Below are 13,750 nucleotides of genomic sequence, written 5' to 3'. Positions count from 1 at the left end.
ACAGGGCCCGTACAAGGAGCCTCCAAATCACCCTGCGTGACAGCGGGCCGGACGCTACCGTCGGGGCATGGAGACCTTGCGCTACGTGGCGTTCAGCACGGACCCCGAAGGCGGCAACCCCGCGGGGGTGGTGCTGGACGCGAGCGGCGTCGACGACGCGAAGATGCTGGCGACGGCGGCCGAAGTGGGCTATTCGGAGACGGCGTTCGCGGTGGCCGCCGACGACGGCTCCCTGGACGTCCGCTACTTCAGCCCGCTCGCCGAGGTGCCGTTCTGCGGCCACGCGACCATCGCCACGGCCGTGGCGCACGCGGAGCGGCACGGCACCGGGCGGCTGCTGCTGCGCACCCCCGCGGGCCCGGTCACCGTCACCACCGACCGGGCGGCGGACGGCACCCTCGTGGCGACCCTGGTGAGCGTCCCGCCACGCACGGTCCCGCTCGGCGAGGCCGACCTCGCCGAACTGCTGGCGATCCTCGGCTGGACCGCCGAAGACCTGGACCCGGCGCTCCCCCCGCGGGTGGCCTTCGCCGGGGCCTGGCACCCCGTCATCGCCACCACGAGCCGGGACCGACTGGCCGAGCTGGACTACGACATGCCCGCGCTCACCGCTCTGATGGCCCGCCGGGACTGGACCACGATCGACCTGATCCGCCGCGAGTCGCCCACCGTCTTCCACGCCCGCAACCCGTTCCCGCCCGGCGGCGTCGTCGAGGACCCGGCGACGGGGGCGGCGGCGGCCGCACTCGGCGGATACCTGCGCGAACTCGGCCTCGTACGGACCCCCGCCACCCTGACGATCCACCAGGGTGCGGACATGGGACGCCCCAGCACCATCACCGTGACGGTACCGGCGGACCCGGGCACCGGCATCGGCGTGACGGGCGCGGCCGTACGGCTCTGAGCGGCGGCGAGGTCACCGCTTCCCCGCGACGTGGTGATTCTCGGCGCTCCTGCCGACGCCCGGTCTCCCTGGGACCCGGGCTGATGTCGTGACCGCCCGTCAGGTGGCCAGAACTGCAAGCCAGTCCGGACTGCGCCCGGCGGGGGTGGCAGTCCGGCTGCGCGCCTACGGTCCCGGGGGCCGGGCGCCGGCTCCGGGCCGGCCGCGGCTACTTGGCCCGGCGCAGTCCCAGCGGGGCCGCGATCTCCTCCGCCATCACGCGGCCCGCCTCGATCTCCAGCGTGTCGTCGCCCATGCCCTGGTCCGTGTCCAGGCCGTCGAGTTCGGCGAGGGGCTGGTTGAGGCGGACGTGGGCGAGGACCGACTGGAGGGCGCGCAGGCTCGCCGAGGCGGTGGAGCCCCAGTTGGAGAAGTAGGAGAACTGCCACCACCACAGGGCCTCCGTGGTGCGGCCCGCACGGTAGTGGGACATGCCGTGGCGCAGGTCCGTGATGACGTCCGTCAGGTCGTCGGAGATGCGGGCCGGGACCGGTGCCTTGCGGGGCTCATAGGGGTCGAAGACCTCGGAGTAGACGTCGATCGGGTCCAGCAGCCGGGCCAGGTTCTCGCGCAGCTCGTCGACGTCCGCCTCGGGGCCGGAATCCGGTTCGTAACGCTCGTCGGGCACGATGTCCTCGTGCGCGCCGAGCCGACCGCCGGCCAGGAGGAGCTGGGAGACCTCCAGGAGGAGGAAGGGCACGGCCGATTCCGGCTCGTCTCCCTTCGCGACCTCCGTGACGGCGACCAGGAAGCTCTCGATCTGGTCCGCGATCTGGACCGCGAAATCGTCCGGGTTCTGGTCGGTCGCGTGCAGCGTGGCGTCAGACATCTAGGAGTCGTCTCCCCTCGAAGGCGCGTCCGAGGGTGACCTCGTCCGCGTATTCCAGGTCCCCACCCACCGGGAGGCCGCTGGCCAGGCGGGTGACCTTCAGGCCCATGGGCTTGATCATGCGGGCGAGGTACGTCGCTGTCGCCTCGCCCTCGAGATTCGGGTCCGTGGCCAGGATCAGCTCGGTGACCGTCCCGTCCGCCAGGCGCGCCAGGAGCTCCCGGATGCGCAGGTCGTCCGGGCCGACGCCGTCGATCGGGCTGATCGCGCCGCCCAGGACGTGGTACCGGCCCCGGAACTCACGCGTGCGCTCGATCGCGACGACGTCCTTCGGCTCCTCGACCACGCAGATGACGGCCGGGTCGCGGCGGGTGTCACGGCAGATGTTGCACAGCTCCTCCTGTGCGACGTTGCCGCAGGTCGCGCAGAAGCGGACCTTCGCCTTGACCTCCATCAGGGCCTGTGCGAGCCGCCGGACGTCCGTCGGCTCCGCCTGGAGGATGTGGAAGGCGATCCGCTGGGCGCTCTTCGGACCGACGCCGGGCAGCCGCCCCAGCTCGTCGATCAGGTCCTGGACCACGCCTTCGTACAACGGACTGCCCTTCCTGGGTCTTCGGGGTCGGTGCGTACCGTCCCGTACGTACCGTAGTTGTCTGCCGCCTGTCCGAGGAAGGCGGTGTGCGGGGTCAGAACGGCAGGCCGGGGATGCCGCCTCCGCCCAGGCCCTGCGCGAGCGGGCCCAGCTTCTGCTGCTGGAGCGTCTGCGCGTTCTCGTTGGCCGCCTGGACCGCCGCCACGACCAGGTCGGCGAGCGTTTCGGTGTCCTCCGGATCCACCGCCTTCGGGTCGATCTTGAGGGCACGCAGCTCGCCGGCGCCGGTGACGGTGGCCGTCACCAGACCGCCGCCCGCCTGCCCGTCGACCTCGGTCTGCGCCAGTTCCTCCTGCGCCTGTGCCAGGTCCTGTTGCATCTTCTGGGCCTGCTGGAGCAGCTGCTGCATATTGGGCTGGCCACCACCGGGGATCACGATCAGCTCCTTGCTCGGTACGGGTTTTCCCGTTCGGCACGAGCCTACGTGGTCGGGGCTGCCGTCGCCCCAGCACTCTTTCGAGTGAGTCCCACTCGCGCCCTATACCTGATCAAGGAATACTTCCGGGCGGAAAAGAGGCGAAAGCTACGTCTTCGCCACCCATTGGGGGGTAGGAAGGGTCGGGCGCGTGCCGGATGCATGCTTTCGCCCATCGCGCAGCGTGATCGGTGAGTGAACCGTACGTGGTCATTCGTGGTCAGTGAGGAGTGCCGGGTGGGTCAGCCGGAGATGCAGCCCGAGGGGCCGCCTCAGGACGGGCGGGGCGAGCAGGCGGCGCCCGGGCTGCGGCCGGGCGATCTGACCGGGCGGGTCTTCCCGCTCGGGGACTGGGGCGAGCCGGCGCTCCGGCTGGACGAGCTGTACCGGTGGGTGGAGCGGGGGGCCCTGCGGACGGCGGCCTGGTATCTGGCCGACCGGGTGTGGAAGCGAAGGTGCGCGCGGGTGCTGCGCTGCGGGGCCGCGGCCGGGGCGGTGTCCGGGGTCGCGCTGCCGCTGCTGGATCTGACCGGCGCCGCGGGCGGGATCGCGCCCTGGGGGTGTGTCGCGCTGCTGCTGGGGGTGACGTGCGTGGCGGTCGACCGGTACTTCGGGGTGACGTCCGGGTGGATGCGGGACGTGGCCACCGCGCAGGCCGTGCAGCGCAGGTTGCAGGCGTTGCAGTTCGACTGGGCGGCGGAGAGTGTGCGGGAGGTGCTGGGTCCGGCGGAGGGAACGGCCGGCGAGGCCGCCGAGCGGTGCCTCGGGGTGCTGCGGAGGTTCTCCGAGGACGTGACGGAGCTGGTGCGGGTGGAGACGGCTGACTGGATGGGGGAGTTCCGGTCGGGATGTGCCACGCCGGCGGGGTTGCAGGCGGTGGTGTTCCCGGCTCCGGGGCGGGGGGCCGAGGTCGGGCTGAACGGGCGGTTCACGGTGCCGCCGCACGGAGGGGCCCGCCCGAACATGCCCCGCCAGCGGCCGCCCGAGCCGAGGTGAGGGGCGCCGGCGTGCGCGTCTCGGGTCGTCGTCGGCCCTGACCGGCCCGGTGTCCGGCGATGGGGAGGGCGACCTCATCAGGACGAGAGCGGCGCGCGGAAGCCGAGACGTTCACGGCCCGGTTGTCCCACTACCAGCGGGGCGGCGACCGGCCACCCGCCGGGCAGGGCCGGCGGGAGTCGCTCACTGCTTCGTGTAGGTCAGCCGTTCCCCGCTGCTGGTGTTCACGCGCTGGAGCGTGCCGTCCGGGAGGAGGGTCACCTCCGTGGCGGCGCCCGGGGTGCAGGCGGTGCGCGGCTGCCCGACCTTGACGCTGGACGGGCCGATGCTCAGCGTGCCGCCGGCCCCGGGGGCCGCGGTCAGCCGGCCCTCGAAGACGCAGTGGTACGTGCCGCCTCCCTCGGTCGGGCCGTCGGCCACGAGGGACAGGACCGTGTCGCCCGGTTCGCCCTGCTGGAGGGTGAGCGAACGGCTGTGCCGGCCGTCGGCGTTGTCGATGGTCGTGGCCCAGGTGCCGAGGTAGCCGGCCGGGATCGTGCCGTCTGCAGGTGAGGGGGAGGTGTCCGGCTGCGAGGTGGTCGGGGAGGGGCCCGGGGTGGTCGGGGACGCGCCCGTGCTCTGTGTGCCGCCGCGCCCGTCGTCGGCCCGGTCGTCGTCGCCGCCCTGCATCAGGGCGTACACCGATCCGCCCGCGGCGAGCGCGACGACCAGGGCGATCACGACGAGCAGCGCGGTGGACCGGCCCTCCCCGCGGGCCGGCTGGGGCTGCGGGGGGCCATACGGCGGAGTCGTGCCATAGGGCGGCGGGCCGTAGGGCGGGGTCGCGCCGAGGCCGCCGTGGGCGGGGTGGGGCGCGGGTAGGGCCGGGGTGCCGGGCTGCGGGTGCTGCTGGGGGTAGCCGTATGCCGGGTACGGGGGCGGGGGCGTTCCGGGCTGCGGGTGGGGCGGGCCGCCCGCCGGCTGTGGCTGCCGGGAGGCGGGGGCAGCGCTCTGGCCCGCGGCCACGGTGGGCAGGTGGTTCAGCGGCGGGCCCCCGCCGGGTCTGCCCGGCAGGGGTGGGCCCGCGGGCGCGGCGGGCGCTGCCGCCGGGGCCGGGGGAAGCGCGGGGCGCGGTGACGACTCGTCGGCGGCGGGGGCATGGTCGGGAGTGGGGCCGGGGCCGGGTTTCTCCGCCGGGGCCGCGCCCGGCTGCCGCGCGGTGTCGCGCTCGGGCTGCGGGCCGGCGGGGGCCGGGCGCGCGGTGCCCCGCGCGCCTTCGGCGGGCCCGGCCACCGCCTCCGGGTCCTCCGTGTCCAGCAACCGCACCGCGTGCCGCCCCAGTTGGGCGACCAGTGCGCTCGGCAGCCAGGGGTCGAGGGCGCGGCCGTCGGAGACGGTGTCGTCGGCGCCCGTGCGCTGCAGGATGCGGTCGAGGGAGGGTCGGGCGGCGGGGTCCTTGCGCAGGCATTCCCGGACGAGGTCGGCGATGCCCTCGGGGACGCCCTCCAGGTCCGGTTCCTCTTGGGCGATGCGGAACATCATGGCGTGCACGCCGCTGTTGGCGGTGCCGAAGGGCAGGGCGCCGGTCGCGGCGTAGGCGAGGACGGAGCCGAGGCAGAAGACGTCGCACGCCGGGGTGATGCGGTCGCCCCGCACCTGCTCGGGCGCCATGAAGCCGGGCGATCCGACGAGCGCGCCGGTGCGGGTGAGGCCGCCGTCCGTCACAGTCTCCAGGGCACGGGCGATGCCGAAGTCGATGACGCGCGGGCCGTCGATGGTGACGAGCACGTTGGACGGCTTGAGGTCGCGGTGGACGATGCCGGCGGCGTGGATGTCCTTGAGCGCGTGCGCGAGCCCGGCCGCGAGGATGCGGACCGTCCGCTCGGGCAGGGCACCGTGGTCGTGCCCGACGACCTGCTGCAGACTCGGCCCCGCGACGTACCCGGTCGCGACCCACGGCACGGCCGCCTCGGTGTCGGCGTCCAGCACCGGCGCGGTCCAGTACCCGCCGACCCGCCGCGCGGCCCGCACCTCCTGGCGGAACCGCTCCCGGAACTCCTCCTGCGCGGCCAGTTCCTCACGGACCAGCTTCACCGCGACCGTACGGCCCCGCTCCGAGCGGGCCAGGTACACGTGCCCCATGCCCCCCGCACCGAGCCGCGCCAGCAGCCGGTACGCACCGATGTGCTGCGGATCCCCGGGCCCCAGCTTCTCCATCGCTCAGCCGCCTTCCCCCCACACGTGAGCAACAGACCGAGAATAGTGCGGGGCCAGGGCGGGGTGACCTGGACAACCTCTACGGTTCCGTAACAGGCGGACCCACCTGGTCCAGCACCGTGGACAGCCGTTCCAGCATCCGCGCCGCCTCCGCCAGTTCCTCCTCCCCGAACGCCTCCGCCAGCCGGTCGGCGAACGCCGCGTGTCCGGGGTCGATCCGGGCGATCGCCGCACGCCCCCGCCCGGTCGGCGCGAGGAGCTTGGCGCGGCGGTGCGCCGGGTTCGGCCGGTACTCCGCGAGCTCCTTCTCGACCAGCAGGTCGGCGATGCGCTGCACGCTCTGCCGGGTGATGCCCATGGCGCGGGCGATGCCGGAGACGGGCAGCGGCTCGCCGAGGACCGCGCCGAGGACCTGCCACCAGGCGGCGGTGAGCCCGGCGGGCCGGGCCAGTTCCTCCGCGACGGCGAGGAACTGGCCGTTGAGCCGGAACACCCCGAGGGCGCTGCCGCTGAGCAGTTCCTGACGCTCCCGGCTCACAGGGCGCCGGCCTTCTCCAGCACCCCGTACGCCGCCGCGTCGGAGTCGTGGAACAGCCGGTACCAGGCGTCGAGCACCTCGCCCTGGTAGACACCGAGCAGCCGCAGGACCTCCCGGGCGAACGCGACCGGCTCGGTCGGCCCTGCGGTGACCAGGCCGCGGTCGGTGACGGCGTCGGTCTCGACGTAGCGCCCGGCGCCCGCGTAGCCGGTCGCGGCGAGGTAGAAGGAGACCGCGCTGGTGTGGTCGCGGTCGTCGAGCAGGCCCTCACGGGCGAGCCCTGCGGTGGCGCCGCAGATCGCGGCGACGGGCACGCCCGCTTCGAGGAAGGCCCGGGCCGTGCGGGCGAAGGGCGCGAGGTCGCCGGACGTGTCCCACAGGTCGGCGCCCGGGAGGATCAGCAGGGCGCTGTCCTCGGGGCGCAGGTCCGCCAGGGCCAGGTCGGGCAGGACGCGCAGTCCGCCGGTGCTCCGCACGGGGGCGGTGGACGGGCCGACGGTGCGGATCTCGTGGCCGGCGCGGGCGAGGTGGGCCGTGGCGTGGCCGGTCTCCCAGTCGGCGAGGGTGTCGTAGACGGCGAGATGGACGGGCTTGCGGGTCATGGTGCCTCCTCGGCTTCCCTGCATGACAACATGCTGTCCAATAGACAGCATGTTGTCAATGAGTGGGCCGCGCGACACCTTCCCGTCGACAACCTGTCGCGGAAACCCCCAGACCTCACACACGACGCCGATTTCCCGCCCCCGCCCCCCGTGCCTACGCTCGCCCGCATGACCCCTCAGCCGAACCCCGAAGCCGGTGCCGCCGTCAAGGCCGCCGACCGTGACCACGTGTTCCACTCCTGGTCCGCGCAGGAGCTCATCGACCCGCTCGCCGTCGCCGGTGCCGAGGGGTCGTACTTCTGGGACTACGACGGCCGCCGCTACCTCGACTTCTCCAGCGGGCTCGTCTACACGAACATCGGCTACCAGCACCCGAAGGTCGTCGCCGCGATCCAGGAGCAGGCGGCGAAGATGACGACCTTCGCGCCCGCCTTCGCGGTCGAGGCGCGCTCGGAGGCGGCCCGGCTGATCGCCGAGCGGACCCCAGGCGACCTGGACAAGATCTTCTTCACCAACGGCGGCGCCGACGCCGTCGAGCACGCCATCCGGATGGCCCGGCTGCACACGGGCCGCCCGAAGGTGCTCTCGGCGTACCGCTCGTACCACGGCGGCACCCAGCAGGCCGTGAACGTCACCGGCGACCCGCGCCGCTGGGCCTCCGACAGCGGCACGGACGGGGTCGTGCACTTCTGGGCGCCCTACCTCTACCGTTCCCGCTTCTACGCCGAGACCGAGGAGCAGGAGTGCGCGCGGGCGCTGGAGCACCTGGAGACGACGATCCGCTTCGAGGGGCCCTCGACCATCGCGGCGATCATCCTGGAGACCGTCCCCGGAACGGCCGGGATCATGGTCCCGCCGCCCGGCTACCTCGCCGGGGTGCGGGAGCTGTGCGACACGTACGGGATCGTCTTCGTCCTGGACGAGGTCATGGCCGGGTTCGGGCGGACCGGTGAGTGGTTCGCGGCGGACCTGTTCGACGTCACGCCCGACCTGCTGACCTTCGCCAAGGGCGTGAACAGCGGCTACGTACCGCTGGGCGGTGTCGCGATCTCCGGCGCGATAGCGGAGACGTTCGGGAAGCGGCCCTACCCCGGCGGTCTGACGTACTCCGGGCACCCGCTGGCCTGCGCGGCGGCGGTGGCGACGATCAACGTGATGGCGGAGGAGGGCGTCGTCGAGAACGCGGCCCGGCTCGGCGCCGATGTCGTCGGACCGGAGCTGCGCGCGCTCGCCGAGCGGCACCCGAGCGTCGGCGAGGTGCGCGGCACCGGCATGTTCTGGGCGCTGGAGCTGGTGCGCGACCGCGAGACGCGGGAGCCGCTGGTGCCGTACAACGCGGCCGGTGAGGCGAACGCCCCCATGGCCGCCTTCGCCGCCGCCGCGAAGAAGGGCGGCCTGTGGCCCTTCGTGAACATGAACCGGACGCACGTCGTGCCGCCCTGCAACATCGGCGAGGCCGAACTCAAGGAGGGCCTGGCGGCGCTGGACGCGGCGCTCTCGGTCGCGGACGAGCACACGCGGTAGACACCGGATACGCACGGTAAACACCTGTAAACCCGTCAGTAACCGACATCCTCGCGCCTCATTCGAACGCGTAAGGTGGCGTGCTCGTAGACATACATGTACGCGCACGCCACCCGAACGCGACGAGGGAGACGCCCCGACCATGCCCGCCAGCTCCGGCAACGGCGCCGTGACGCGCAGCACCCTGCGGCAGCAGATCGCCGACGCGCTTCGTGACGAGGTGCTGGCCGGGCGGCTCCAGCCGGGGCAGGAGTTCACGGTCAAGGAGATCGCCGAGCAGTACGGGGTGTCCGCGACGCCGGTGCGCGAGGCGCTCGTCGACCTCTCCGCACAGGGGCTCCTCGAGGCCGACCAGCACCGGGGCTTCAGGGTCCACGAGTACTCGGTCGAGGACTTCCGCGGCATGATCGAGGCCCGCGGTCTCGTCATCGAGGGCATGTTCCTCGCACTGACCGAAGGCCGCCCCGGCGCGGTACGGCCGGACGATCCCCGCTCCGCCGCGGTCGTCGCCGGGGTCCGCAGACGCGGCGAGGAGGCGCAGCGCGCCGCCGCGGCCGGTGACCTCACCGTCCTCATCGGCTACGACCTGCGTTTCTGGCGCGAGCTCGGCGCCTGTTTCGGCAACCCCTACCTCGCCGACTTCCTGAACCGGCTGCGCGTGCAGACCTGGGTCTGCGCGGTGCCGCACCTGCGTCGGCTCACCGATCTGCGGGGCGAGCTGTGGGCCGGTCACACCCAGCTGGTCGACGCCCTGATCGCCCGCGACAACGACGCCGCCCGGGCGATCATCGCCGCGTACAACGCGCACTCGGTCACCCTCATCGAACGGCTCGCTCCCCGATGACCCGCGTCGCCGCTGTCCGTATGGGTATGGGACATGCACGGCGGGAGCCGTGACAGCGGCACACCGCTACCCTTCTTGACCACCGTGCTACCCGACCACCGCGCTGAGCGAGGAGCCTTCTTTGGCCTGTGACCTGTGGCTGGTACCGCTCGTCGACGTGTTGTGCCACACGCCGGACAACCCCTTCGCCGAGGAACTCGCGCAATACAACAAGGTGCTCGCGGAGGCCGGTCTGCCGCCGGTGCCGGTGTACCAGTACATGCCGGGCCTTTCCGGCGAGGTCGCCCCGGTCGCGGGCTTCGACTACGACGCGCTGCACTTCCTGCGCCGCGCCTACCTGCTCCAGGTGTGCGGCCTGCCGGTGACGCCGGTGGACGAACTCGGCGGCGACTACGAGCAGTTGCTGGAGATGTTCGAGTCGACGGCCCAGCAGTCGCACCTGGTCTGGCACTACGACCACGCGGGCGCCTACGTCCCGGTGGACTTCCCCGGCCCGCTCGCCGACGACGATCTCCTCGCGGGCGGCGGCCCGCTGGGCTCCTCGCACGCCCTGCTGCGCGAACTGGAGCTGGTCGCGCCGGCCATCGGGATCGACCCGGCGAACCCGCCGGCGGCCCCCCAGCCGCCGCTCGCCCCGACGGAGCTGGAGGAACCCGCCGTTCCCGCCCCGTACGACCCGAGCCCGTTCGCCCGCGAGCGGCACGTGTGGCTCGGGCTGCACGCGGCGGTGACCCGCAGTCTGGCCCAGGGGTCGATGATCGTCTTCAGCTGAGCCCGGTCGTCAGCGGGGCCCGCCGCTCACCGTCCCAGCTGGGAGAGGCCCTTCTGCACGTCGTCCATGTTCATCACGGGCGTGTAGGAGATCTCCGCGTCCAGCTGGAGGAAGAAGGGTTCGCTGATGACCGGCATCTGCCAGCTGTCCTGCATGTCGAAGAACACGTAGGCGGTGCGCTTGCCGTGGTCGGTGGTGAAGTAGGCCGCTTCGGGCTTGATCTGTTCCATCGACTCCTGGATCAGCTTCCCCAGGGTGCCGTTCCGGATGAGCTCGTTGGACTTCTCGGTGTCCATGCTCATCTTGAGCAGTACGCGCATCGTGGTCACCTTCTTCTGGTCGACGCACGTGGGGGTATGAATTCAGCGTATGCCGGTTCCGGGCAACTCTCCTTGCGACGGAACGCGGGCCGCTCCCCGTGTGCACGAGGAGCGGCCCGCGGACGTCGGGACCGGTCAGAGGAACGAGTTGATCTCGATCGTCTCGTCCCGGCCGGGGCCCACGCCGATCGCGGAGATCGGGGCGCCGGACATCTCCTCCAGCGCCTTCACGTACGCCTGGGCGTTCTTCGGCAGGTCGGAGAAGGACTTGGCCTTGGAGATGTCCTCGCTCCAGCCCGGCAGCATCTCGTAGACCGGCTTCGCGTGGTGGAAGTCGGTCTGCGAGTAGGGCAGCTCCTCGACGCGCCTGCCGTCGATCTCGTACGCGACACAGACCGGGATCTGCTCCCAGCCGGTGAGGACGTCGAGCTTGGTGAGGAAGAAGTCGGTCAGGCCGTTCACGCGGGTCGCGTAGCGGGCGATGACCGCGTCGAACCAGCCGCAGCGGCGGTCCCGGCCGGTGGTGACACCCCGCTCGCCGCCGATCCGGCGCAGCGCCTCGCCGTCCTCGTCGAACAACTCGGTCGGGAACGGGCCGGCGCCGACGCGGGTCGTGTACGCCTTGAGGATGCCGATGACCCGGCTGATCTTCGTCGGGCCCACGCCGGCACCGGTGCAGGCGCCGCCCGCGGTCGGGTTCGACGAGGTGACGAAGGGATACGTGCCGTGGTCGATGTCGAGCAGCGTGCCCTGGCCGCCCTCGAACAGCACGACCTTGTCGTCCTCCAGCGCCTGGTTGAGCACCAGGACGGTGTCGGAGACGTACGGCGCGAGCTTGTCGGCGTAGCCCAGCAGCTCCTCGACCACCTGGTCGACCGCGATCGCGCGGCGGTTGTAGAGCTTGGTGAGGACCTGGTTCTTGACGTCGAGGGCCGCCTCGACCTTCTGCGTCAGGATCGACTCGTCGTAGAGGTCCTGCACGCGGATGCCGACGCGGTTGATCTTGTCGGCGTAGGTGGGGCCGATGCCGCGCCCGGTGGTGCCGATCTTCCGCTTGCCGAGGAAGCGCTCGGTCACCTTGTCCACCGTCACGTTGTACGGGGTGATGATGTGCGCGTTTCCGCTGAGGAGGAGCTTGGACGTGTCGACGCCGCGCTCGTTCAGACCGCTCAGCTCGGAGAGCAGGACCGACGGGTCGACGACGACGCCGTTTCCGATGACCGGCGTACAGCCGGGAGACAGGATTCCGGAAGGGAGGAGGTGCAGTGCGTACTTCTGGTCACCCACGACCACCGTGTGGCCGGCGTTGTTGCCGCCCTGGTAGCGCACCACATAGTCCACGGAGCCACCGAGAAGGTCGGTGGCCTTTCCCTTGCCTTCGTCACCCCACTGAGCACCGAGCAGCACAAGTGCGGGCACGCGCGTACACCCCTTCCGGGCGGGGCATGTCCATGGTCGAGGGCGCACGCGGAGGATCGCAGCCGTGTGCACCGCGACCGCCGTTGGCCGCCAACCGTCGGACCGGATGCCCCGGAATAGACGAAGCCCCTGGCGCAATAGCGCAAGGGGCTCTTGCACAAAGATGCTACCCGAGGAAGCGAGGCATGGCCGAGGTGGCGACTTCCACGACGTCCGAGCAGCTGCTGGTGGTGGTCGACCCGGTCGCCCGAAGGTCGGACGGCGAGTCCGTACGGATCGCGAAAGACGTGCTCGGCGCGGGTGCCGGCATGAAGCTGTGCCTGCCGGACGGGCCGGAGGAGTTCGCCCGGGCGCTGGCCCGGCGGGGCTCGCGGCGGCCGGTGGTGGTGGGTGACGACCGGACCCTGATCCGCGCGGTGGCGCTGCTGCACCGCCACCGGGAGCTGTCCGGCTGCCCGCTGTCGGTGGTGCCGGTCGGCGGTGCGCTGTCCCTGGCCCGGTCGCTGGGGGTGCCGACGGGGACGGTGGCGGCTGCGCGCGCGGTGCTCGACGGGGTCGAGCGGCGCATGGACCTGATGGTCGACGACAGCGACGGGGTGGTGCTCGGCGCGCTGCGAATACCGCCCTTGCCGCCGGCCACGGCCGGGCCTGGGCAGACGGCCGCGCCGGAGCCGGACGACGAACCGGCCCGGCCCTGGCTGCGGACCTGCCAGTCCCTGGTGCGGACCCTGGTGCCGGCGGGCCGGCCCGCGCGTCTCGCCGCCACGCCCGAGCCGGGGCCGTCGCGACTGCGGGTCGAGGTGGACGGGGAGACGCTCGTCGACCTGGACCAGCCGGTGGAGGCGGTGTCGGTGGCACCGGCCGCGGCCGGGGTGGCGGCGGTGGAGGTCAGACCGGTGTCGGTGGGCGCCGAGGCGTCACCGCTGCTGGCGGAGGGCCGCACGGTGACGGTGTCCGGGGCACACTTCCGCTATCGCGCGGACTCGGTGGTGTCGGGGCCGGTGCGGACCCGGACGTGGGTGGTGCGAGAGGCCGCGTGGGGGCTGACGGTGCCGGCGGGGCGGTGAAGCGGGGCGGGCGCCCGGAGACCGGCGGGGCGATGAGGCGGTGAAGCGGGGCGGACGCCTGGAGATTGGCGGGGCGGTGGGGCGGTGGGGCCTGCGGGTCAGCTCCCGGCGGCCGGTCCGAACGTCTTGTCCCGGTGCTCCCGCCAGCGCTCCATCAGCGCGGCGAGTTCACCCTCGAGGAACTCGAAGAACGCGAGCGTCTCGGCCAGGCGGCGGCCGGCCGGGGTGGCGGGGCCGAGGCTGGTGACGCCCTCGCGCAGGGCGCTCTCCCAGCGCTTCAGCACGTTCTCGCGGTTGGTCAGGGCCTCGTACCACTGGTCGCCGTGCACCCGGTAGCGCTCCCGGCGCGAGCCCGGTTCCCGCTCGCGCGAGACCATGTGCGTCTGAGCCAGGTAGCGCACCGCCCCGGACACCGCGGCGGGACTGATCCGCAGCTGCTCCCCCAGCTCGGCGGAGGTCATCGAGCCTTCGTCGGAGGACAGGAGCGCCGCGAACACCCGGGCGGGCATGCGCGTCATGCCCGCCTCGACGAGCTGTGCCGCGAAGGACTCCACGAACCTCGACACGGCCTGTGCGTCCCGGCCGCTGCCGGCTGATTCCGTCATGGCACTCACCCTAACCGCGCTTCACACG

15 protein-coding genes are annotated in these 13,750 nt (G+C 72.6%); 6 read left to right on the top strand and 9 right to left on the bottom strand.

Features of this window, described 5'->3' with window-relative positions; translation table 11 throughout:
* The first annotated feature begins 67 nt into the window (after positions 1-67).
* Positions 68-904, top strand: coding sequence for a PhzF family phenazine biosynthesis protein (locus ACIQU3_RS12080; RefSeq protein WP_403924657.1), 837 nt, complete (start codon positions 68-70; stop codon positions 902-904).
* 208 nt (positions 905-1,112) lie between these two features.
* On the opposite strand, the gene ACIQU3_RS12075 is transcribed toward ACIQU3_RS12080, so the two are convergent.
* The 3 genes from ACIQU3_RS12075 to ACIQU3_RS12065 all read right to left on the bottom strand — a co-directional run bounded on the left by ACIQU3_RS12075 (position 1,113) and on the right by ACIQU3_RS12065 (position 2,800).
* Positions 1,113-1,772 (bottom strand): DUF5063 domain-containing protein, encoded by a 660-nt coding sequence (locus tag ACIQU3_RS12075; protein WP_403734563.1) that lies wholly within the window; start codon positions 1,770-1,772, stop codon positions 1,113-1,115.
* A complete protein-coding gene (gene recR / locus ACIQU3_RS12070) occupies positions 1,765-2,364 on the bottom strand; it encodes a recombination mediator RecR (protein WP_003991835.1) in 600 nt (199 codons plus the stop codon). Before recR ends, ACIQU3_RS12075 begins: the two co-directional genes overlap by 8 nt.
* Before the next feature lie 94 nt (positions 2,365-2,458).
* Positions 2,459-2,800, bottom strand: a complete 342-nt coding sequence (locus ACIQU3_RS12065) for a YbaB/EbfC family nucleoid-associated protein (RefSeq protein ID WP_078615225.1) — start codon at positions 2,798-2,800, stop codon at positions 2,459-2,461.
* A gap of 276 nt (positions 2,801-3,076) precedes the next feature.
* On the opposite strand from ACIQU3_RS12065, the gene ACIQU3_RS12060 reads away from it, so the two are divergent.
* On the top strand, positions 3,077-3,835 hold the full coding sequence (locus ACIQU3_RS12060) for an SLATT domain-containing protein (protein ID WP_403924654.1): 759 nt from the start codon (positions 3,077-3,079) through the stop codon (positions 3,833-3,835).
* 183 nt (positions 3,836-4,018) lie between these two features.
* On the opposite strand, the gene ACIQU3_RS12055 is transcribed toward ACIQU3_RS12060, so the two are convergent.
* The 3 genes from ACIQU3_RS12055 to ACIQU3_RS12045 all read right to left on the bottom strand — a co-directional run bounded on the left by ACIQU3_RS12055 (position 4,019) and on the right by ACIQU3_RS12045 (position 7,171).
* Entirely contained in the window at positions 4,019-6,031 is a 2,013-nt protein-coding gene (locus tag ACIQU3_RS12055; protein WP_403924651.1) for a protein kinase, read from the bottom strand.
* 79 nt (positions 6,032-6,110) lie between these two features.
* Positions 6,111-6,569, bottom strand: a complete 459-nt coding sequence (locus ACIQU3_RS12050; RefSeq protein WP_403924648.1) for a MarR family winged helix-turn-helix transcriptional regulator — start codon at positions 6,567-6,569, stop codon at positions 6,111-6,113.
* A complete protein-coding gene (locus tag ACIQU3_RS12045) occupies positions 6,566-7,171 on the bottom strand; it encodes a DJ-1/PfpI family protein (protein ID WP_403734585.1) in 606 nt (201 codons plus the stop codon). The genes ACIQU3_RS12050 and ACIQU3_RS12045 overlap by 4 nt, the downstream gene beginning before the upstream one ends.
* Before the next feature lie 168 nt (positions 7,172-7,339).
* On the opposite strand from ACIQU3_RS12045, the gene ACIQU3_RS12040 reads away from it, so the two are divergent.
* The 3 genes from ACIQU3_RS12040 (at position 7,340) to ACIQU3_RS12030 (ending at position 10,311) form a co-directional block, all read left to right on the top strand.
* Positions 7,340-8,695: an aspartate aminotransferase family protein gene (locus ACIQU3_RS12040; RefSeq protein WP_403924645.1), complete on the top strand. Its 1,356-nt coding sequence runs from the start codon at positions 7,340-7,342 to the stop codon at positions 8,693-8,695.
* 142 nt (positions 8,696-8,837) lie between these two features.
* A complete protein-coding gene (locus tag ACIQU3_RS12035) occupies positions 8,838-9,539 on the top strand; it encodes a GntR family transcriptional regulator (protein ID WP_403734591.1) in 702 nt (233 codons plus the stop codon).
* Between the two features lie 121 nt (positions 9,540-9,660).
* The gene (locus tag ACIQU3_RS12030; protein WP_234849520.1) at positions 9,661-10,311 is read left to right on the top strand and encodes a hypothetical protein; all 651 of its coding nucleotides are present in this window, start codon (positions 9,661-9,663) and stop codon (positions 10,309-10,311) included.
* Positions 10,312-10,337: 26 nt separating this feature from the next.
* On the opposite strand, the gene ACIQU3_RS12025 is transcribed toward ACIQU3_RS12030, so the two are convergent.
* Positions 10,338-10,631 (bottom strand): hypothetical protein, encoded by a 294-nt coding sequence (locus tag ACIQU3_RS12025; protein WP_403734596.1) that lies wholly within the window; start codon positions 10,629-10,631, stop codon positions 10,338-10,340.
* A gap of 135 nt (positions 10,632-10,766) precedes the next feature.
* On the bottom strand, positions 10,767-12,050 hold the full coding sequence (locus tag ACIQU3_RS12020; protein ID WP_403734599.1) for an adenylosuccinate synthase: 1,284 nt from the start codon (positions 12,048-12,050) through the stop codon (positions 10,767-10,769).
* A 185-nt stretch (positions 12,051-12,235) separates the two neighbouring features.
* Between ACIQU3_RS12020 and ACIQU3_RS12015 the strand changes: the two genes are divergently transcribed.
* Positions 12,236-13,117: a diacylglycerol kinase family protein gene (locus ACIQU3_RS12015; protein WP_403734602.1), complete on the top strand. Its 882-nt coding sequence runs from the start codon at positions 12,236-12,238 to the stop codon at positions 13,115-13,117.
* A gap of 98 nt (positions 13,118-13,215) precedes the next feature.
* Here the strand turns inward: ACIQU3_RS12015 and ACIQU3_RS12010 are convergent, their stop codons facing one another.
* Positions 13,216-13,722 carry a GbsR/MarR family transcriptional regulator gene (locus ACIQU3_RS12010; RefSeq protein WP_403924642.1) on the bottom strand — a complete coding sequence of 169 codons (507 nt, stop codon included), beginning with the start codon at positions 13,720-13,722 and terminating at the stop codon, positions 13,216-13,218.
* Between the last annotated feature and the right edge of the window lie 28 nt (positions 13,723-13,750).

The organism is Streptomyces sp. NPDC101110 (assembly GCF_044759525.1).
Taxonomy (GTDB): domain Bacteria; phylum Actinomycetota; class Actinomycetes; order Streptomycetales; family Streptomycetaceae; genus Streptomyces.
Note: the sequence above shows the minus strand (reverse complement) of the source record. Positions and strands in the feature narration are given on the sequence as shown.